The sequence below is a fragment of the Duganella sp. FT27W genome (assembly GCF_009295655.1).
Lineage (GTDB): Bacteria > Pseudomonadota > Gammaproteobacteria > Burkholderiales > Burkholderiaceae_D > Rugamonas > Rugamonas zoogloeoides.
Window position 1 is genome coordinate 1022698 of record NZ_WHIV01000001.1, and the last position, 20324, is coordinate 1043021.

Consider the following 20324-nt stretch of genomic DNA (forward strand, 5'->3'; position numbering starts at 1 on the left):
AGTAAGCATTGCCGCGACGCAGCAATTGTGGTTGCGTTTTTTGCACTATTGGTTATGATGGACGTTGATATCGCACAGGAGCAACGATGACTATTCCGCAAATTCCTCATCCGAACTACGACCGCCTGATCGATGCCGCCCGCAAATCGGGCCATGTCACGGTCGCAGTGGCCCACCCTTGCGACCGCAGCGCGCTCGAAGGCGTGCTCGACGCCACCCGGCTCGGCCTGATCGCACCGATCCTGGTCGGACCCGCCGCGCGCATCCGCCAGGCGGCCGACGAGGCCGGCCTCGACATTGCCGGCCTGTCCATCGAAGACACGCCGCACAGCCACGCGTCGGCCGCCCGCGCGGTGGAGCTGGTGCACGAGGGCCGCGCGGCCGTGCTGATGAAAGGCAGCCTGCACACCGACGAATTGATGGGCGCCGTGGTGGCCACGGCCACCGGCCTGCGCACCGCGCGCCGCCTTAGTCACTGCTTCGTGATGGACGTACCGGGCCGGTCCGACCCGCTGATCATCACCGACGCCGCCATCAACATCGTGCCCACGCTCACCGACAAGGTCGATATCGTGCAGAACGCCATCGACCTGGCCCACGTGCTGCGCTTCGACCCGGTACTGATCGCCATCCTGGCGGCGGTGGAGACGGTCAGCGCCAAGATGCCCTCAACGATTGACGCCGCCGCCCTGTGCAAGATGGCCGACCGGGGCCAGATCACCGGCGCCATCCTCGACGGTCCGCTGGCGATGGACAACGCCATCGACCCGCACGCCGCCGCCATCAAGCACCTGGTCTCGCCGGTGGCGGGCCGGGCCAACGTGCTGGTCGCACCGGACCTGGAAGCCGGCAACATGCTGGCCAAGAGCCTGAGCTTCATGGCCGGTGCGGCGGCGGCCGGCATCGTGCTGGGCGCGCGCGTGCCGATCGTGCTCACCAGCCGCGCCGACACCGTATCCGCGCGCCTGGCCTCGTGCGCGGTGGCGGTGCTGGTCGCCCACGACCGGCTGCGCAGCGCCAACGTGGTGGCCTGAGCGATGGATGCCACGGACAGCATTGTCGTCATCAACGCCGGCTCGTCGAGCATCAAGTTCTCGCTGTACGACGGCGTCGCGCTTGAACTGGCCATGCGCGGCAAGATCGAGAACCTGTATGCGGGGGTGACCCGTTTCGTGGCACAGGACGCCGCTGGCGCCGTCATCGACGAACACCGCTGGAGCGGCGGCGCGATCGACCACGCGGCCGGCATGCGCTTCCTGATCGACTTCGCGCAGTCGCACCTGGCCGGGCGGCGGGTAGTGGCCGTGGGTCACCGCATCGTCCACGGCGGTGTCGATTACAGCGGGCCGCAACTGCTGGACGCCGACGTGCTGGCGCAGCTCGATACGCTGGTGCCGCTGGCGCCGCTGCACCTGCCGCACAACCTGGCGCCGGTACGCTCGATGTTCGCGATGGCGCCGCAGGTGCCGCAAGTGGGCTGCTTCGACACCGCCTTCCACACTGGCCAGCCGGCCGCAGCGCAGGCGTTTGCGCTGCCGGCCCGCATCACCGACCTCGGTATTCGCCGCTACGGCTTCCACGGCTTGTCGTACGAATACATTGCCGGCACGCTGCCGCAGGCCGACCCGCAGCTGGCCAACGCCAAGGTGGTGGCCGCGCACCTGGGCAACGGCGCCAGCATGTGCGCCATGCACGGCGGGCGCAGCGTGGCCAGCACCATGGGTTTTACCGCCGTCGATGGCCTGCCGATGGGCACGCGCTGCGGCGCGCTCGACCCCGGCGTGGTGCTGTACCTGATCGAAGAACTGGGCATGGACGTGGCGGCGGTACAAAAACTGCTGTACCAGGAGTCGGGCTTGCTGGGCGTGTCCGGCCTGTCGTCGGACATGCGCACGCTGGAACAAAGCGCCGATCCGCGCGCACAGGCGGCCATCGCGCTGATGGTCTATCGCATCGGGCGAGAGCTCGGTTCGCTTGCCGCCGCCCTGGGCGGCCTCGATGCGCTGGTGTTCTCGGGCGGCATCGGCGAGAACAGCACGGCATTGCGTGCAGCCGTTTGCCGCGATGCCGCCTGGCTCGGCGTCCAGCTCGACGCGGCCGCCAACGACCGCAGTGGCAACGGCGTACGCCGCATCAGCACCGCCGACAGCCGCGTGGCGGTGTGGGTGGTGCCCGCCAACGAGGAACTGATGATCGCCCGCCACACCCTTGATATCCTGGAGCAGCAATGAATACCGAAACCGTTTATCCGATATTGGCCGGCAAGCGCGCGCTCGTCGTCGGCGTGGCCAACGAGCACTCGATCGCCTGGGGCTGCGCGCTGGCGTTCCGCAAGCTCGGTGCGGACGTGGTGCTGACGTACCTGAACGAGAAGGCGTATCCGCACGTGGCGCCGCTGGCCGCCGAGATCGACGCCCAGTTGCTGCCGCTCGACGTCACCCAGCCGGGCCAGTTGGAAGCGCTATTTTCTGCACTGGCAGGGCAGGGCCCACTCGACATCGTGGTCCATTCGATCGCCTTTGCACCGAAGGCCGACCTGCAGGGCGGCCTGCTCGATTGTTCGCTCGACGGCTTCCTGCAGGCGATGGACGTGTCGTGCCACTCGTTCGTGCGCATGGCCAGGCTGGCCGCGCCGTTGATGACCGGGGGCGGCACCTTGTTCGCGATGAGCTACCACGGCGCCAACAAGGTGGTCCCCAACTACAACGTGATGGGACCGGTGAAGGCGGCGCTTGAGGCAGCGTGCCGCTACCTGGCCTACGAGCTGGGACCGCAGGCGATCCGGGTGCACGCGATTTCGCCGGGACCGCTGCAAACCCGGGCCGCATCGGGACTCAAGGATTTCGACCGCCTGCTCAACGATGCAGTGGAACGCGCGCCGATCGGCGAACTGGTGGACATCGTCGATGTGGGCAATACCTGCGCCTATCTCGCGTCGCCCTACGCGCAGCGGCTTACCGGCAGCACGGTCTATGTGGACAGTGGCCTCAACATCGTCGCCTGACTTCCAAGGAGTTTTATCATGCAAATCATCTTGTCGGGCCTGCACTGCGATGCCTGTGAAACCAGCGTGACCGAAGGGCTGTCGCGCTTCCTGCACGTCAAGCACGTGCGCATGGTGCGCGAAGGAATAGAAGACAACCCGTGGGCGCTGATCGAGGTGGCCGATTCCTACGAGCGGGTATGGAACGTATGCAACCAGCTGCGCGGCGTGTTCCATCGCGGTAAAGTCATCAAGCTGTACATCCCGCTGCACCAGGACAACGTGTATCACGACCTGGAACCGCACCAGCGCCTCGATATCTTTTAAGGCAAGCGCGCCAGGAAGCCGTGAATCTGCGACACCACGGCCGCGCCTTCACCGACGGCCGCCGCTACCCGCTTGGTGGAGCCGGCGCGCACGTCGCCGATGGCGAATACGCCCGGTACGCTGGTTTCGAGGCTGGCTACCGGCCGGTCGCGGTCATGCCCCTGCTCGGTCGAACGATCACCGTTTTGATCAATGTTTCGATCATCAGTTTGATCATTTCGAACCAGCGCGTCGTGCCCGGTCAAAATAAACCCCTTGTCATCGACCGCCACGCCGCAGTCGTCGAGCCAGCCGGTGTTGGGATCGGCGCCGATGAACAGGAACACGCGGTTGATGGCGTAATCGCGTTCGGTGCCAAGCTGCCGGTCGCGCACTCTGACCCGGGTCAGGCCCTCGTCGTCGTTGCCATCGAGTTCCACGATCTCGGACTGCGTGTGCAGCACGATGTTGGGCGTGGCGGCGATGCGTTCGATCAGGTAGGTGGACATGGTATCGACCAGGCTGTCGCGCCGGATCAGCATGTGCACGCGGGCCGCGTGCGCCGACAGGTACACGGCGGCCTGGCCGGCCGAATTGCCGCCGCCGACCAGGATGACTTCGGCATCGGCGCATAAGCCGGCTTCCAGCGGCGAGGCCCAGTAGTACACGCCCTTGCCCTCGAAGCGGGACAGGTTGGCCAGGGCAGGGCGGCGGTAGCGCGCGCCGCACGCCACTACCACGCTGCGCGCGCGCAGCCGTTGCAGGCTGCCGCACATTTCCACTTCCAGCGGGCGGACGTCGCACAGCAGCCGGCCAGCGGGCGCCGGTATCGCCATCTCCACGCCGAATTTTTTCGATTGCACGTAGGCGCGACCGGCCAGTGCGCGGCCCGAAATGCCGGTGGGGAAGCCCAGGTAGTTTTCGATGCGCGCGCTGGCGGCGGCCTGGCCGCCATAGGCGCGGGTTTCCAGGGCCAGCACCGACAAACCCTCCGACGCCGCATACACGGCAGTGGCCAGGCCGGCCGGTCCGGCGCCCACCACGATCACATCCCATACCTGGTCGGAATCGAGCGCGGGCAGGGTGCCCAGGCGCCGTCCCAGTTCGACGATGGTCGGATTTCTCTGCACGCTGCCATCGGGGAACACCACCAGCGGCCAGTCGTTGGCCTGCGGATTGTGGCGCGCACACAACGCCCGTGCCTGCTCGGTCGCCTGCGGATCGAGCACCTTGTGCGGCTGGCCATTGCTGGCGAGCCAGCCGCGCATGGCGTGCATTTGGGAATTGTTGTTGGGTGATAGCAACACCGGCCCGCAGGCCGCGCTCTCCATCAATTCGACGCGCCGCAATATGAAAGCGCGCACGATGCGCTCACCCAGCTCGGCCTCCGCCACCAGCAGTGCGCGCAGCGCGACAGTGGTGAGCACCAGTACTTCCACAGCACCCACGGCATGGCCGTTGACCAGCGTGGGCGCATCGGACAACTGGCTCATTTCGCCGGCAAATTCGCCGGCGCCGTGCTCGGTGATGAGCGAGCTGTTACCGAGGCCGTCATAGCGGCTGATGCGGATTCTGCCTTGCACCACCACCATCAAACCGAACTTGCTGCGACCGGCTTCGAACAGCATGTCGCCGTCATTGAACGCGGCGCGTACGCCGAAGCGCTCCATGCGTTTGAGTTCCGCCGGCGCGATGGTGGGCAGCGCTTGAGCGGTGCGTGATTGGAAAGTGTCGGGGAGTGTCATCGCGCCAGTGTAGCGCGGTTTTATGGTGCATTGCCAGATGCGAAAGAGGGAAAGTCCGGCGCACGATTGTGACAATCAGTGATCATCATTTTGATTCTTTGAGCGTTTCATGATTTTTATCCGCAAGTGACAACTAGAATGCGATCACAAGCTGATCATAAAACCAAGGCCACCCGAGGGCCATGACACAAATGGAGACCATAGTGACTCATCAGTACCAAGCCTCTCACAGCAATACCACCCGCCGCGCGATCGTCAGCGCAGTCGCTTCCGCACTGGCCACCCTCATGGCCGGCAATGCCGCCATGGCGCAAACCGCCGACGCTGCCGCTACAGCCGCTACTGCCGACAACGCGCAGGCTGCGCGTTCGCCGTCCGACGTCGCGCCGACCAACGTGGTGACGGTGGTCGGTACCCGCAAATCGGTGGCCTCGGCAATCGACCGCAAGATCCGCAACGCCACCATCTCCGATTCGCTGGTGGCCGAAGACATCAATCAATTCCCCGACAAGAACGTGGGTGAGGCTCTCTCGCGCATCACCGGCGTGCAGCTGACGCGCGACTTCGGCGAAGGCTCGCAGATCTCGATCCGCGGTGTTGAGCCCGACCTGAACCGCGTGGAAGTGAACGGCATGTCGGTGCTGGGCACGAACGGCAACGCCGGCCGCGGCGCCGAGCTGCGCGAACTGGCTTCCGAACTGATCGGTTCGATCGACGTGTACAAGGGCAGCACCGCCGACCTGACCGAAGGCGGCGTGGGCGGCACCGTGGTGATCACTACCCGCAAACCGCTCGACTTCAAGAAATTCACGGTCGCCAGCTCGCTGGCCGCCGAGCACTCGACCAGCCGTGGCGGCGTGCAGCCGCGCGGCAGCCTGTTGATTGCCGACCAGTACCTCGATGGCAAACTGGGCGTGATGGCCAACATCGTCTACGACGATGTGCGCACCCGTAACGATTACTCGCGCAACACCACCTGGCGCTTCCTGCGCGACTGGGATTTCTCGCCAGAGAAAACCGTCAATTCGCTCGATCCGGCAGTCGCTGCCGTGGGTTCGGCCGCCGGTTGCGCTACTGCTGCCAACTTGAGCGCTGCCCAGAAAACTGCGTGCAACCAGCAATGGTACGACTACTCGCCAGGCACGCCGCGCTACGGCATCTGGACCCGCGACCACAAGCGTTCGTCGGTCGAGCTGACCGCGCAGTACAAGGTCAGCAACGAAATGAAAGCGTTCGTCAGCTACCAGGGCAACCGCCAGGACCAGCGCCTCAACGACCGCAATTTCGGCACTGATTTCGGCAACGTCAACCGCCTGGCCAATGCCGGCCGCGCACCGGTATATGCCGCCAACGGTACCACCACCACGGCTGGTACCTGCCTGCCGGCTTCGACCACCAGCACGCCAGCCGGCGTGACCGTGGAAAACCACTACGTCACCGGTTACACGGTCGGCAGCTGCAACTACGTGGCAGGCCAGGGCGGCCAGGGCGCCTTCAGCACCTCGGCGCGCGACTTCAAGCTCAAGATTGATTCCAACTACGCTACCACCGGTTTCAACTACAAGGATGGTCCGCTGGAAGTGGACGGTCTGGCCGGACGTTCGCGTTCGACCTATCACAACGAGACCAACAGTATCGTCCTGACGCAAAACGCGCCGGGCTTGAAAGTGTCGCTCGATTCGCAAGGCTTGCCGCACTTCGACTTCCCGGCAGGTTACTCGCCGGACGACGCCAGCTCGTACGTGAAGGCCGAACTGCAATACCGTCCTTACGAAACCAAGAATGCCGAAGACCAGGTCAAGCTGGACCTGAAGTACCGCCTGACCACGCCGTTCTTCACCAAGCTGTGGGCTGGCGCGCAGGCGCGTAAATCGGAAGCCCAGCGTTACAACGGCGGCGGCTACATCGCCAGCGGCGGCGCCGACCCGGTCAGCACCGCCGACGATATCTCGGTGCGCGGCGCCAATATCAACCAGACCATCACCTACGATCCGTACAACACGGGCGCGGTGCGCGGCCCCGATACCAACACCTTCATCAACGGCAACTACTCGAGCACGTACGTTACGGCTGCCAAGATGCAGGAACTGATCAACGCCGTGCGCGGCTCGTCGCCGGGCACCTTCTTCGGCGGCTACGACAAGATCTCGAACATTCCGTCGGGCTGGATGTCGCCGGTGTATAACAACGCCAAACCGTTCTTCGACACGTCGAACTTCAACTTCAACAACGTCTATAACGCCATCGGCAGCGACGGCAAGATGTACCCGCAAGTGCCGGCCTACATGGTCGATGAGCGGGTACGCGCCGCCTACATCCGTGCCGACTTCGACACCGAACTGGCCGGCCACCAGATCTGGGGCAATATCGGCGTGCGTTACACCGGCACCAAGACCGATGCCAGCGGCTCGCAATCGATCAAGGTGCGCATCCAGAATCCGGGCGGTGCTCTTGGTTCGTCCATTGATCGGGATCTAAGCTTCGGCACGACCACGGTCAAAACCAAGTACAACGACTACCTGCCAAGCTTTAACTTGATGGCATGGGCGATTCCGGACCAGTTCATGGTGCGCTTCGGCCTGTCGAAGGTGATGTCGCGTCCGCGCATCGACCTGCTGGCACCGAACGTCGCCTGTATCATCGGCAGCGGCAACCAGGCCTTCGGCGGCGACGGCTTCGACGATTGCACGGCCGGCAACCCGAACCTGAAACCGTTCCGCGCCAAGAACACCGACCTGAGCTTCGAATACTATCCGAGCGCAGACAGCCAGTTGAGCATGGGCCTGTTCAAGAAGGATATCTCGAGCTACATCCTGGAAAAGCAGATCGTCAAGAACGTCGACCTGCTGGGCAACGGCAGCCGTTTCGACGTGAACACCGCCCTCAACGGCGAAGGCGCCACCACCAAGGGTGTGGAACTGACCGCGCGTACCGCGTTCACCTTCCTGCCGGGCTGGATGAGCGGCTTCGGCGGCGATGTCAACTACACCCGCATGAGCTACGACTATGCCAAGGGTACCGAACGCATCAACCCGCTCGACGGTTCGATCTTGCCGTACGCCGGCCTGTCGAAGAACAGCTACAACGCCGCACTGTGGTATGACCTGGGCAAGATCAACGCCCGCCTGGCCTACAACTATCGCGACCGTTTCTACACCGGCACCAACGACGTTTCCGGCAACCCGAACTTCCAGGAAAAAACCGGTTTCCTGGACGCGAAGTTCCAGTACCGTTACAGTGACAACGTAACGATCTCGATCGAAGGCAAGAACCTGACCAAGGAATCGCAGATCACCGACGCCGGTGACCTGTACCGCGTCAACGAACTGGCCTGGTCCGGACGTCGTTACTTCTTCACCGTGTCGATCAAAAACTAAGGAGACCCATGGCGCAAGGACCATTTGCGCGCGGACTCAAAACGGTGGCCCTCGCGGCCGCCGTTTTTTCGTTTGCGCAGAACATTGCAGTTGCAGCAGAACCGACCTTCAACAACCCGCTGGTCAAACACCGCGCCGACCCGCAGGTGGCGCTGCACGGCGACGGCTATTACTACTACACGGCCACCGTGCCCGAGTACGACCGCATCGAAATCCGCCGCGCGCGCTCGCTCAACGACCTCGGTGCGGCCGAAGCCAAGGTGGTATGGCGCAAGCACGCCAGGGGCGAGATGGGCGCCCACATCTGGGCCCCGGAGATGCACCATATCGACGGTAAATGGTATATCTACTTTACCGCCGGCCGGTCCGATGCGGTCTGGGAGATCCGCCTGTACGTGCTGGAAAACGCATCGGCCAATCCCCTGGAAGGCGAGTGGAAGGAACTGGGGCAGCTGAAGACGGGCTGGGAATCGTTCGCGCTCGACGCCACCACGTTCGCGCTCGACGGCAAGCGCTACCTGGCCTGGACCCAGCGCGGGCAGGATAGCAAAATCCACGCCACCAATATCTACCTGGCGCAGATGGATACGCCATGGTCGATCACCGGCCCGGCGGTGCTGCTGTCGAAGCCTGACTATGCATGGGAAAAAGTGAAGCACGAGGTGAACGAGGCGCCGGCGGTGATCGTCAGGAACGGCCGCGTGTTCATGACCTATTCGGCCAGCGCCACCGATGCCAACTACGCCTTGGGGCTGTTGACGGCGCCGGTGGGAGCGAACCTGCTCGATGCGGCTTCATGGAAAAAATCACCGGTGCCGGTGTTTGCCAGCAGCGAGAAGAACAGCCAGTACGGTCCCGGGCACAACTCGTTTACGACCACGCCCGATGGCAAGACCGACATCCTGGTGTACCACGCGCGTAATTTCAGGGATATCGTGGGGGAGCCGCTGAAGGACACCAATCGCCATACGCGGGCGCAGGTGCTGCACTGGAATAAGGATGGGACGCCGGACTTCGGGGTGCCGGTGGCGGACTGAAGCCAGGATAGGGCATGAAAGGGCAGGGCGCGCGCAGCCATGCGTGCCCTGCAGTACAGGAAAAAATTTTTAAACAAATACATGCGCGTTTATATAAGTGCTTATATAATGAGAGCACTACTTGAAATTCAACCCAGGAGCTCTCATGAACAGCACCGCCATGCCCGGCGTCATCACGCCCACATCCTCTCCGGACACCATTTGCGCAGCATCGGCCCCCGGGCGCTGGACCCGGCACACCGCCGTACGCACCTTGCTGGCGGTACTGGCAGTGTGTCTGCCGGTAGCGCTGGTCCTCGTGATAGCGGCCCAGATCACCGACAAGAACCTGCGCATGCACTGGCCGCCACTGCTGGCCGCCATGCTTGGCGTGTGGGGATACCGCGTGTACCTGCGTCGCGTTGAGCGCCGGGGCGCCGAGGAACTTGGAACGGCCGGCTGGACGCGCGAAGCGATGACCGGTGCATTGATCGGCACGGTGATGTTCCTGGTCGCTTTTGGCCTGATCGCGGCCACCGCCGATTACCAGGTCGCCGGTACCGGGACCTGGAATATGCTGGCCAAGACCATGACCGAGATGATTTTCATCGCCATCATCGAAGAACTGGTTTTCCGTGGCATTCTTTTCAGGATACCCGAGCGCGCACTGGGCACCTGGTCGGCCCTGGGCCTGTCGTGCGCCTTGTTCGCGCTGGCGCATTTGCCGAATCACGAGGTGACCGTGCTGGCGGTGGTCAACACTGCGCTGGCCGGCGTCATGTTCACCGCCGCCTATTTGGCAACGCGCCGCCTGTGGCTGCCGATCGGTTTGCACTTCGCCTGGAATTTTGTATCTGCCGGCATCCTTTCGCTACCGACGTCGGGCAATCCGGGGCGCGGTCTGCTGCAGGGGCAGGTGACCGGTCCAGAATGGCTGACGGGCGGCGCTTACGGCATCGAAGGATCGGTGGTAACGCTGGTCGTGTTTGCCCTGGCGAGCGTGCTGCTGTTGTGGCGGGCACACCGTGCCGGCCAGGTACGGTCGAGCGCCGACGTACGTCGGATGGCAGCATGAAGCGCGGACTGGGGACACAATTGCGCCACCTGATCGAATTGCTCGATGGCGCAGTCGAGCAATCGTATATCGACGCCGGCCTGAATTACCGGCCGCGCTACACGCCGGTCATGCGCGCATTGCTGAACCAGGAGCCGCTGACCATCGGCGACATCGCCGCCAGCGCAGGAATCACCCAGCCGGCTGCCACGCAGACGGTCGGCTTGATGGTGAAGGAGGGTTTACTGACTGTGGCTGCCAGCGCCCACGACGGCCGGCAAAAGATGGTGTGGCTCAGCGAGGCAGGGCGGCAAATGGCGCCGCGCATCCGCCAGTGCTGGCAAGCCACGGCGTCCGCCGCCGACAGCATCGATGCACAGATGCCGTACCCGCTGTCGCAGGCACTGGCAGACGCCATCGCGGTACTCGAGCAGCAATCGTTCGGTGAACGGATACGCGCTGCCCAGGTCCGTCCCGAGTGAGCCTCTGGCCCGGGATTACAGTGCCGCCAGCCAGCGCGACCGGTACGCGTCCCAGCCATTCAACGCCAGCGGCGCTGCCACCGAACTGGCCACCGCCGGCGCGCTACCCCAGTGATGCAGCATCCAGCCGCCGCACGTGGTGCCGCTGGTGTCATCGGTGCTGCTGATCGCCTGGCCCGGCCGCAAGGCCGCGAGCAGCGGCGCAAACCACGGGTTGCCCGTGTAGCTGCCTTCCACCACCACGGCGCCATCGGCGCCCAACTGTTCGAGACAGTAGTCCGAGACCAGCACGCAATACAGCGTGGCCAGCGCATACCGCTGGCGCGCATCGATCGGCGCCGGACCAGTTATCGACCCGGCGCGGCCGGCAAACGGGCCGCCAGCCTGCGAGAAGCAGGGCAGGGCCATGGTTTGCTGGTCGATCAGCTGCTGCAGATCTTCCACGGTACAGGTCTGCGCATCGGCACCGGCCAGTTCGCCGAACTCGCGCCCGCCCATGAAGCGGATGCAGGCCACGGCCTGACCCAGCGCATTGGTATTGGCCAGCATGTCCGACTGCTCGCGCAAACCGCTCAAAGGTTTGCCCGGCGCAGCCGCGATCACCCAGGTGCCGGTGGAGAGCACCGCCGGCTGCGGCACGCCTTCGACGGCCGCCAGGTGGCGCAACAGCGATGCGTTGCTGTCGTGGATGCCGCAGATCACGCGGCACGTGGCCGGCAAGCCGGTGCGCTCAAGCAGCTCCGCTTTCAACGGTCCCAGTGGCGCCCACGCCGGCTGCAATGGCGGGAACAGCGCGTTCCAGCCCATGCGTTCGACCAGTTGCGAGTACTGCTGGCGCGCCGGCTGCCATAAATCGGTATGACAACCGAGCGACGTCACTTCGCTGGCCGCCACGCCGGACAGGCGCCAGGCCCAGTACTGCGGATACATCAGGATGTGGTTCGCTTGCGCGAATTCGGCCGGGAAGGTCTGCGCCTGCCACGCCAGCTGGCGGCCCAGGTTCAGGCCGGCGGGCAGCAGCGGCGAATTGGTGGTGTCGTACGCCGGGCGCAGCGCCTGGTAGCTCGCTACCTGCGCAGCCGGTGGTTCGAACTCGTAATCGAGCACCGGCAGCACCAGGCCGTCGTCATCGACCAGCGCGGCGGTGGCGCCGTGCGTGACCGGGACGATGGCGCCGATGGTGGCCAGGCTCGAGAACTCGCGCATGCCGTCCAGCATCCAGTGCCAGATGCGCTCGACGTCGTGGTGCGGATACGGACCATCGGTCAGTATCGTGTTGGGGCTGCGCCGTTCGGCCAGCACCGCGCCGGCGGCGTCCAGCAACACCAGCTTGACGTTGGTCTTGCCGATGTCGAGGACGATGGTCGCATCGCTGGTTGCGTCATTGGTTGCCGTCATTTGGCGATCCTCTTGCCGCGCAACAGGCGGGGCAGGGCGATGGTCACCAGCAGCAGGATGCCGACCACGATGGTCATGTAAATGCCGGGGATGTTCGCCAGCGACAGGCCGTAGGTGACGGTGCCGAGAGTCAGTACCGCCAGCAGCACGCCGCCGATGGTGCCGGCGCCGCCGGCGATGCTCACGCCACCGAGGATCACCATGGTGATCACTTCGAGCTCCCAGCCCATGGCGATGTTCGGGCGGGTGCTGCCAATACGGCCGGTCAGGAACCACGCGGCCAGGCCAGCCATGGCGCCGGTCAGCATGAACAGGCCGAGGCGGTAGCTGTCCACGGGAATACCGGAGAAGCGTGCGGCCACCGGGTTGTTACCGATCGCATACACGCGGCGGCCCCAGGTCGTGCAGTGCAGGAAACCTGCAAACAGCAGCGCGAACACCAGCAGCACCACGAACTCGCGCGGGATGAAACCGAAGAAGTAGCCCTGACCCCAGTCGGTCATCAGCTGCGGGTAGCCGGTAAAGGCTTTATCGCCCAGCACCACGCTGGCCAGGCCGCGGAACAGCGACACGGTGCCGATGGTGACCACGATCGACGGCAGCTTGTAGCGCGTGACCATGATGCCATTGAGCCAGCCGCAGGCCGTGCCGGTGGCAATCGCGATCGGCAGCAGCACTTCGGGCGGAGCGCCGTTGGTGTGGGCCAGACCGATCGCCACCGACGACAGTGCCAGGATGCCGGACACCGAAATGTCGATCTCGCGGCAAATGATCAACAAGGCCATCGGCAGCGCGATCATCGCCTTTTCGCTGAAGTTGAAGGTGCCGTCGGCCAGGTTGTACATGTCGAGGAAATGCGGCTGGACGATGGCGCAGATGGTAAACGCAGCCACGAACAGCAACGCCAGCATGCTTTCCCAGCTGCCCAGCGCCGCGCCGAGGCGGAAGTTCTGGCGGTCGGCGATGATATAGCGCGACGTGGAGGCGGTCGGCTTGTCGGCGGCCGGATCTTTTACTTCAGTGGACATGACGGTACTCGTATTCACGCGGCGCTCCCTTGAGCGTTAGCTTTGTTCAGATGCAGGGGCAGAATCTGGCGCCCGCCGGTCTTGCCATTGCGGGCATTGATCAGGACCGCGGTCAGGATCACCACGCCGGTCAGCGCGCTTTGCCAGAATGGCGATACTTTCACCACCGGCAGGGCGTTGCCGATCACGGCCAGGAACAGGCCGCCCAGCACCGCGCCAGCCACGCTGCCGCTGCCGCCGGCGATGCTCACGCCGCCGATCACGCAGGCAGCAATCACGGTAAATTCGAAGCCGTAGGCGATCTCGGTGTAAGCGACCGCGTAGCGCGCCACCCACAGGTAGCCGCACAGGCCGGCGACCGCGCCGGAAATACCGTAGGTCCAGAACAGGCGCTTGGCGATTGGGATGCCGACGTAGCGGGCCGAGGCCGGGGCGTTACCGACTGCGTACAGGTCGCGGCCGAAGCGGCTATGCATGGCGATGTACCAGAACACCAGGATCGTGAGTCCCGCAATCCACACCAGGTTGGTCACGCCGAGAAAGCGCGAGAGGGGGAACGCGATGAACTCTGGCGGCATCTGGTGCGACGACACCCACGCGCCGCCGGACAGCACGAACACCAGGCCGCGATACACGCTCATGGTGCCCAGCGTGACCACGATGGGCGCCAGGTCCAGGTACCCGATCAGGTAGCCGTTGACCAGGCCCAGTACCAGGCCAATGGCCACGGCGACCAGCATCACCACCGGCAGCGGCAGTTCCGGGAAGCGCACGGCCAGCAGCGCCGACATCATGCCCGACAGCGCCAGGGTGGACGCGACCGACAGGTCGATGCCACGGGTGACGATGACCAGCATCTGCGCCAGGGCCAGCATGATCAATAACGTGCTGTCGGTGAGCAGGTTGCCCAGGCTGGAGCTCGAGACGAACACCGGCGCGCGCGAACCGACCAGGGCGATCAGCACCACGATCGAAATCGCCAGCTGCGTTTCGCGCATTTTCAAGATTTCTTTCACGCGCAGTCCTCCGCCAGTTCGTTGCCGGATGCGGCGGAGACGATCATTTCCGGCGTCGCCTCGCCACGGTTGAATGTATGTTCGATGCGGCCCTGGTGCATGACCACGATGCGGTCGGCCAGGCCCATCACTTCAGGCAGCTCGGACGACACCAGGATCACCGACAGGCCCTTGCTCACCAGCTCACCGATAAAGCGGTGCACGGCGGCCTTGGAGCCGATGTCGATACCCTTGGTCGGTTCGTCGAGGATGATGACCTTGGGGTTGGTGGCCAGCCATTTGCCCAGCACGACCTTCTGCTGGTTGCCGCCCGAGAGTTCGGAGACGTTTTGCGTCAGGTACGCAGCTTTCAGTTCCAGCTGTTCGGCGAAGTGGCGGGCGATCTTGTTTTCCTCGGCGCGGCGACCGCGCAGGAAGAAGCCGACCTTGGACAGGATCGGCAGCGTGATGTTCTGCAGGATGGGCAGCGTCAGGTGCGCGCCCTGGTGCTGGCGGTCCTCGGGCACGTAGGCGATGCCGTGGCGGATGGCGTCGGCGGCGCAGGTCACGCATACCGATTTGCCGTCGAGGCGCACATTGCCGCGTACCTGGGTGGACAGGCCGAACAGCGCCTGCATCACCTCGGAACGGCCGGCGCCCACCAGGCCGTAAAAGCCGAGGATTTCGCCGCGCCGCAGTTCGAAGCTGACGTTATCGAATTCGGTAGGGTGGCACAGGTTCTCCACGGACAGCAGCACTTCGCCGGGCGTGACGTCCGCCTTCGGGTAGGCCTGCTTGACGGTGCGCCCGACCATCAGGGCGACCAGTTCCTGCTCGGTGATGTCGGCCAGCGCGCCTTCGGCGATGAACTGGCCGTCGCGCAGCACGGTGTAGCGGTCGGCCACTTCGTAAATCTCGTCGAACTTGTGCGAGATGAAGATGACCGCAGTGCCGGCGTCGCGCAACTGGCGGATGATGCGATAGAGCTCGCGGATCTCGCGCTGCGACAGCGACGCCGTCGGCTCGTCGAGAATCACCACGCGCGCATCCTGCGACAGGGCGCGCGCGATTTCCACGAAGTGGCGCTGCGCCACGGACAGGTCTTTTACCCGTGCGCGCACCGGCAGTGCTACTTCCAGTCGTTCGAACAGCTTCTCGGCTTCCGCCTCGATCTTGCTCCAGTCGATGCGCCCGGAGGCGCCGCGACAGGGCTGGCGCCCCACGTAAATGTTTTCCGCCACCGTCAATTCGTCGAACATCACCGTTTCCTGGTGCACGGCGGTGACGCCCGCTTTCATCGCATCCTGGGCATTGGCGAACTTGACGGGCTGGCCGGCCAGTTCGATGGTGCCCTCGTCGGGACGATAGATGCCGGTCAGGGTCTTGACCAGGGTGGACTTGCCGGCGCCGTTCTCGCCGATCAGCGCCATCACTTCACCGGCCCGTACCGACAGGGCGACGTTGTTGAGGGCGACGATGCCGGCAAAGCGCTTGCAAATCCCGGTCAGTTGCAGGACCGGGGTTGTATTCATATCCATGGGGCTGTTCCAGCTCAGAAGATCTTGGAGAACTTGTCGACGTTCCCTTTGTCGTACACGAATGGCGCGGCCATTGCGCCTTCGCCGTTGGCATCGATGGCGATGGCGCCCATGCGGCCGGCGTTCACGCTGCCACCGGCCTTGGCGCCGGGAGCAGCTTTGACGAAGTCGTAGGCGGCGTAGGTGACGGCGTAACCGAGGTCGATCGGGTTCCAGATCGCGAACTCGCGCACGGCGCCGCTCTTCACGTGGCCTGCCATCTCCGACGGCAAACCGAGGCCGGTGACGAACACCTTGCCCACCAGCTTTTCATCGACCACTGCCTTGCTGGCGGCGTTGATGCCCACGGTGGTCGGGGAGATGATGGCTTTCAGGTTCGGATTGCTGCGCAGCAGACCGATCGCTTCGCGGTAGCTCTTGTCCGACTGGTCGTCACCGTACACGGTGGCGACCAGCTTCATGCCGCTGTACTCGGGCTTGGTCAGCGTGTCCTTCATGATGCCGATCCAGATATTCTGGTTGGTCGCCTGCGCGGAAGCGGACAGGATGGCAATTTCTCCCTTGCCGCCGATGGCGTCGGACGCCATCTGTATCTGCTTCTCGCCGATCAGCAGCGCGTTCGACGGGTTCAGTTGCATCAGGCGGCCGTCCTTGGCCAGGCCGCTGTCGAAGCTGACGACCTTGATGCCGCGCGCCATGGCCTTCTTGGTGATCGGTACCAGCGCGTTTGGATCATTGGCCGAGATCACGATCGCATCGACCTTCTGACTGATCAGCGAATTGATGATTTCGATCTGGCCTTCGGCGCTGGGCGTGGTGGGACCGGTATAAATGATTTCGACGTTTTTCAGTTCCTTGGCAGCGTCGTTGGCGCCGGCGTGGGCGGCATCGAAGAAGCCGTTGCCCAGGCTTTTTACTACCATGGCGATGCGGATCTTTTCGCCACTGGCGCCACCTGCGCTACCGTCAGCGCCGGTGGCGGCTTTTTTCTCGCCGCAGCCGGCGACGGTCGCGAACAGTCCGGCGACCACGGTCGCCAATATGATTTTCCTGCGCTTCAATGTGATACCTCCGACTGGAACATGGCTGCCGCCTGGTAGTCAAACGGCGAAGTAAAAGGGCTGGCATTCAGCTGGGCGGGCACCGCTTCCGGTTCCACGGTCACCACGCGCACACCCGACTGCTCGAGCAGCTGCACGGCCGAATCGGAGGCGTAGGTATCGGTGATGACGGTGGAGACGCGATTGAGGCCGCACAGGATCAGGCCAGCCTTCTTGGCAAACTTGGAGCTGTCCACTAAAACGATCAATTCTTCGGCCTGCGAGATCAGGCGCTTTTCGGCCTGGATCAGCAGCGGATCGGCTTCCATGAGGCCGAGCAGCGACAGGCCGTACACGCTCATGAACATCTTGGCCGCGTAGTGGTGCTGGGTGATGTCGTTGTCGAAGGGGCTGAGGATGACGTTCTGCTCGCGATAGACCTTGCCGCCGGGGACAATGATCTCGTTCTCGCTCGATACCAGCAGGCGCTCGGCCATCAGGAAGGAATTGGTGAGGATCTTGAGGTGGTGATCGACCAGGAATTCGGCCATCATGAAGGTGGTGGTGCCACCGTTGATGATGATGGTCTCGCCCTCGGAGCACATGCCCGCAGCGTGGCGCGCAATCGCGCGTTTGCGCTCGGCGTAGCATTGGATGTTGTGCTGGAAGGTCTCGCTGGTGAGGGTGAAGCTGCGCTTCTTTTGTTCCAGGTTGGCGGCCCCGCCCCTGGTGCGGGTGAGCAGGCTGCGGGCGGCAAGCCAGCTGATGTCGCGGCGCACGGTGGCCGGGGAGGCGCTGAGCCAATCGACCAACTGCGGCACGCTGGCCGTCTGATGTTCGGCGAGCAACTTCAGCAAACGTTTACGGCGCTTGTGATTTACCATATTTGTCTCCATTTTTTGTCGTCCCTACTACCGTCGCTGCCGCGCAGCTACTCAGCTACTACTGCATTACTGCTGCGGACCGATCCGGTGTGGCACTTTATTAATTACCAAGACTAAACATTTACCTAGCCATCGTCAATCACTATGCGATCAAATATTTGATTGATTCGATAACCGTGTCATCAATCGCTCAAGTTTCAATCACTGGGGTGATTATTTCCGTCTTGGTCATCAAGTTGAGCGCTTGTGCATTGACACTGTTGCGGCGCTGATTTCTACTGGCTGCATGTGCCCAAAGCGGCATGAAACCACGCTATACCAATCAAACAACGACGGAGATCAGCAATGAATGTAACTCAGCAAGCCCCGATTACTTCCCTGTGGGACGATGCCGCAGCAGCCACGATGAGCGAGCCAGAGCTGCTGCTGTATCGGTCCAACTTGCTCGGGTCCGATCTGCGCATCACCAACTTCGGCGGCGGTAATACCTCGGCCAAGGTCATGATGGCAGATCCGCTCAGCGGCGAGCAAGTGGAAGTGCTGTGGGTGAAGGGCTCCGGCGGCGACCTGGGCAGCATCAAGCTCGACGGCTTCTCGACCCTGTACATGAGCAAACTGAACGAACTGAAAGGCCGCTACCGCGGTCTGGCGCTCGAAGATGAAATGGTGGCGTACCTGCCACACTGCACGTTCAACCTGAACCCGCGCGCCGCCAGTATCGACACCCCGCTGCATGCCTACATCGACCGCAAGCACGTCGATCACATGCACCCCGATTCGCTGATCGCGATTGCCGCCTGCGCCAGCAGCAAGGCGCTCACGCAAAAAATCTTCGAAGGCGAACTCGGTTGGCTGCCATGGCAGCGTCCAGGCTACGATCTCGGTCTGAAGCTGGAAGAAGTCTCGAAAGCCAATCCGGCCCTGAAAGGCATCATCCTCGAAGGCCACGGCCTGTTCACCTGGGGCGATACCGCCAAGTCGTGCTACGAAACCACGCTGGCCATCATCAAACGCGCAGAAGAGTGGATCGCTGCGAACTCGAAACAACCGGCATTCGGCGGCCAGGCGTTTGACGCCCTGCCGGCCGAACAGCGCGCCGCGCTGGCCGCCAAACTGATGCCACTCTTGCGCGGTAAAATCAGCCGCGACGAATTCAAGCTGGGCGACTTCAACGACAACGCCACCGTGCTGGAGTTCGTGTGCAGCCGCGACCTGAAACCGCTGGCCGCACTCGGCACGTCGTGCCCCGACCACTTCCTGCGCACCAAGATCCGTCCGTTCGTGGTCGATTTCGATCCGCTGAACCCGGACTTCGACAAGCTGGTCGCCAGCCTGGATCAGGCGCTGGAAGACTACCGCGCCGACTACCGCGCCTACTACGACCGCTGCAAGCGCGATAACAGCCCGGCCGTGCGCGACGCCAATCCGATCATCTACCTGATTCCTGGCGTGGGCATGCTGTCGTTCGCCAAGGACAAGGCCACCGCGCGTATCGCCGGCGAGTTCTACGTCAATGCAATCAACGTGATGCGCGGCGCGAATGGCGTGGACACCTACGTCGGCCTGCCGGAACAGGAAGCATTCGACATCGAATACTGGCTGCTCGAAGAAGCCAAGCTGCAACGCATGCCGAAACCGAAAAGCCTGGCGGGCCGTATCGCCCTGGTGACCGGCGGCGCTGGCGGCATCGGCCAGGCCGTGGCCCGTCAACTGCTGCAGGAAGGCGCTTGCGTGATGCTGACCGATATCGATCCGGAAGCACTGGAACAGGCCAAGAAAGACCTGACCAAGGCTGCCGGTAAAGACAGCGTCGAGAGCATCGTCGCCAACATTACCAGCGAAGAAGAAGTCGAGAACATCCTGGCCGCGACCTCGCTGCGCTTCGGTGGTGTCGATCTGTTGATCTCGAACGCCGGTATCGCCTCGTCGGCGCCGCTGGAAGACACCACGCTGGAAATCTGGCAGCGCAACCAGGACATCCTGGTCAAGGGTTACTTCCTGGCCGGCCGCGCAGCGTTCCGCATCATGAAGCAGCAAAAACTGGGCGGCAGCATGGTGTTCGTCGCCTCGAAAAACGGCCTCGTGGCATCGGCCGGCGCGTCGGCTTACTGCACCGCCAAGGCTGCCGAAATCCACCTGGCACGCTGCATCGCGCTGGAAGGCGCACCGCACGGCATCCGTGTGAACGTCGTCAATCCGGACGCAGTGATCCGTGGTTCGCGCATCTGGGACGGCAAGTGGAAGCAGGAACGCGCGCAGTCGAACAAGATCGAAGCCGACGACGTCGAAGCGTTCTACCGCGACCGCAGCATGCTCAAACTGAGCGTACTGCCAGAGGATATCGCGGAAGCCGTGTACTTCCTGGCCAGCTCGAAATCGGCCAAGAGCACCGGTAACATCCTGAACGTCGATGCTGGCAACGCTGCCGCATTTACTCGCTAATCACCCGCTGATAGCTATAAAATGCCGCCGGCCCGG

At 63.5% G+C, this 20324-nt stretch carries 16 protein-coding genes; 9 read left to right on the top strand and 7 right to left on the bottom strand.

From position 1 onward, the window contains the following. The first annotated feature begins 86 nt into the window (after positions 1-86). The 4 genes from F8197_RS04425 to F8197_RS04440 are packed head-to-tail and all read left to right on the top strand — an operon-like array spanning position 87 to position 3310. Entirely contained in the window at positions 87-1034 is a 948-nt protein-coding gene (locus F8197_RS04425) for a phosphate acetyltransferase (RefSeq protein WP_152880262.1), read from the top strand. A 3-nt stretch (positions 1035-1037) separates the two neighbouring features. Beyond that, positions 1038-2231, top strand: a complete 1194-nt coding sequence (locus F8197_RS04430) for an acetate/propionate family kinase (protein WP_152880264.1) — start codon at positions 1038-1040, stop codon at positions 2229-2231. Continuing rightward, positions 2228-3004, top strand: coding sequence for an enoyl-ACP reductase FabI (fabI, locus tag F8197_RS04435; RefSeq protein ID WP_152880266.1), 777 nt, complete (start codon positions 2228-2230; stop codon positions 3002-3004). The genes F8197_RS04430 and fabI overlap by 4 nt, the downstream gene beginning before the upstream one ends. Positions 3005-3022: 18 nt before the next feature. Beyond that, positions 3023-3310 (top strand): RNA-binding protein, encoded by a 288-nt coding sequence (locus F8197_RS04440; RefSeq protein WP_152880268.1) that lies wholly within the window; start codon positions 3023-3025, stop codon positions 3308-3310. Here F8197_RS04440 and F8197_RS04445 read toward each other — a convergent pair. Beyond that, on the bottom strand, positions 3307-5034 hold the full coding sequence (locus F8197_RS04445) for an FAD-dependent oxidoreductase (protein ID WP_152880270.1): 1728 nt from the start codon (positions 5032-5034) through the stop codon (positions 3307-3309). The genes F8197_RS04440 and F8197_RS04445 overlap by 4 nt on opposite strands. A 203-nt stretch (positions 5035-5237) precedes the next feature. Here F8197_RS04445 and F8197_RS04450 point away from each other — a divergent pair, with 203 nt between their 5' ends. The 4 genes from F8197_RS04450 (at position 5238) to F8197_RS04465 (ending at position 10963) form a co-directional block, all read left to right on the top strand. Then, positions 5238-8411 (top strand): TonB-dependent receptor, encoded by a 3174-nt coding sequence (locus F8197_RS04450; protein WP_373996786.1) that lies wholly within the window; start codon positions 5238-5240, stop codon positions 8409-8411. A gap of 8 nt (positions 8412-8419) precedes the next feature. Continuing rightward, positions 8420-9448, top strand: coding sequence for a family 43 glycosylhydrolase (locus F8197_RS04455; RefSeq protein ID WP_152880274.1), 1029 nt, complete (start codon positions 8420-8422; stop codon positions 9446-9448). Positions 9449-9593: 145 nt separating this feature from the next. Continuing rightward, a complete protein-coding gene (locus tag F8197_RS04460) occupies positions 9594-10502 on the top strand; it encodes a CPBP family intramembrane glutamic endopeptidase (RefSeq protein ID WP_152880276.1) in 909 nt (302 codons plus the stop codon). Continuing rightward, on the top strand, positions 10499-10963 hold the full coding sequence (locus F8197_RS04465) for a MarR family winged helix-turn-helix transcriptional regulator (RefSeq protein WP_152880278.1): 465 nt from the start codon (positions 10499-10501) through the stop codon (positions 10961-10963). The genes F8197_RS04460 and F8197_RS04465 overlap by 4 nt, the downstream gene beginning before the upstream one ends. Positions 10964-10978: 15 nt before the next feature. Here F8197_RS04465 and F8197_RS04470 read toward each other — a convergent pair whose 3' ends face one another. From F8197_RS04470 to F8197_RS04495, 6 genes are read right to left on the bottom strand one after another with little or no spacing between them, the layout of a single operon-like run. Then, a complete protein-coding gene (locus F8197_RS04470) occupies positions 10979-12361 on the bottom strand; it encodes an FGGY-family carbohydrate kinase (RefSeq protein WP_152880280.1) in 1383 nt (460 codons plus the stop codon). Then, positions 12358-13389, bottom strand: coding sequence for an ABC transporter permease (locus F8197_RS04475; RefSeq protein WP_019921195.1), 1032 nt, complete (start codon positions 13387-13389; stop codon positions 12358-12360). The genes F8197_RS04470 and F8197_RS04475 overlap by 4 nt, the downstream gene beginning before the upstream one ends. 14 nt (positions 13390-13403) lie before the next feature. Beyond that, the gene (locus tag F8197_RS04480; RefSeq protein WP_019921194.1) at positions 13404-14405 is read right to left on the bottom strand and encodes an ABC transporter permease; all 1002 of its coding nucleotides are present in this window, start codon (positions 14403-14405) and stop codon (positions 13404-13406) included. After that, positions 14402-15922 carry a sugar ABC transporter ATP-binding protein gene (locus F8197_RS04485; RefSeq protein ID WP_227012060.1) on the bottom strand — a complete coding sequence of 507 codons (1521 nt, stop codon included), beginning with the start codon at positions 15920-15922 and terminating at the stop codon, positions 14402-14404. The genes F8197_RS04480 and F8197_RS04485 overlap by 4 nt, the downstream gene beginning before the upstream one ends. Before the next feature lie 14 nt (positions 15923-15936). After that, a complete protein-coding gene (gene rhaS / locus F8197_RS04490; RefSeq protein WP_227012061.1) occupies positions 15937-16962 on the bottom strand; it encodes a rhamnose ABC transporter substrate-binding protein in 1026 nt (341 codons plus the stop codon). Positions 16963-16979: 17 nt separating this feature from the next. Then, on the bottom strand, positions 16980-17846 hold the full coding sequence (locus tag F8197_RS04495) for a DeoR/GlpR family DNA-binding transcription regulator (protein WP_019921191.1): 867 nt from the start codon (positions 17844-17846) through the stop codon (positions 16980-16982). 345 nt (positions 17847-18191) lie between these two features. On the opposite strand from F8197_RS04495, the gene F8197_RS04500 reads away from it, so the two are divergent. Continuing rightward, on the top strand, positions 18192-20288 hold the full coding sequence (locus F8197_RS04500) for a bifunctional rhamnulose-1-phosphate aldolase/short-chain dehydrogenase (RefSeq protein ID WP_056145534.1): 2097 nt from the start codon (positions 18192-18194) through the stop codon (positions 20286-20288). The last annotated feature ends 36 nt before the right edge of the window (positions 20289-20324 follow it).

Coding starts and splice junctions, on each gene's coding strand:
- F8197_RS04500 (WP_056145534.1), top strand. CDS start 18,192: ATGAATGTAACTCAGCAAGCCCCGATTACTTCCCTGTGGGACGATGCC.
- F8197_RS04495 (WP_019921191.1), bottom strand. CDS start 17,846: ATGGTAAATCACAAGCGCCGTAAACGTTTGCTGAAGTTGCTCGCCGAA.
- F8197_RS04440 (WP_152880268.1), top strand. CDS start 3,023: ATGCAAATCATCTTGTCGGGCCTGCACTGCGATGCCTGTGAAACCAGC.
- F8197_RS04445 (WP_152880270.1), bottom strand. CDS start 5,034: ATGACACTCCCCGACACTTTCCAATCACGCACCGCTCAAGCGCTGCCC.
- F8197_RS04465 (WP_152880278.1), top strand. CDS start 10,499: ATGAAGCGCGGACTGGGGACACAATTGCGCCACCTGATCGAATTGCTC.
- F8197_RS04425 (WP_152880262.1), top strand. CDS start 87: ATGACTATTCCGCAAATTCCTCATCCGAACTACGACCGCCTGATCGAT.
- fabI (WP_152880266.1), top strand. CDS start 2,228: ATGAATACCGAAACCGTTTATCCGATATTGGCCGGCAAGCGCGCGCTC.
- F8197_RS04430 (WP_152880264.1), top strand. CDS start 1,038: ATGGATGCCACGGACAGCATTGTCGTCATCAACGCCGGCTCGTCGAGC.
- F8197_RS04460 (WP_152880276.1), top strand. CDS start 9,594: ATGAACAGCACCGCCATGCCCGGCGTCATCACGCCCACATCCTCTCCG.
- F8197_RS04475 (WP_019921195.1), bottom strand. CDS start 13,389: ATGTCCACTGAAGTAAAAGATCCGGCCGCCGACAAGCCGACCGCCTCC.
- F8197_RS04455 (WP_152880274.1), top strand. CDS start 8,420: ATGGCGCAAGGACCATTTGCGCGCGGACTCAAAACGGTGGCCCTCGCG.
- F8197_RS04485 (WP_227012060.1), bottom strand. CDS start 15,922: ATGGATATGAATACAACCCCGGTCCTGCAACTGACCGGGATTTGCAAG.
- F8197_RS04470 (WP_152880280.1), bottom strand. CDS start 12,361: ATGACGGCAACCAATGACGCAACCAGCGATGCGACCATCGTCCTCGAC.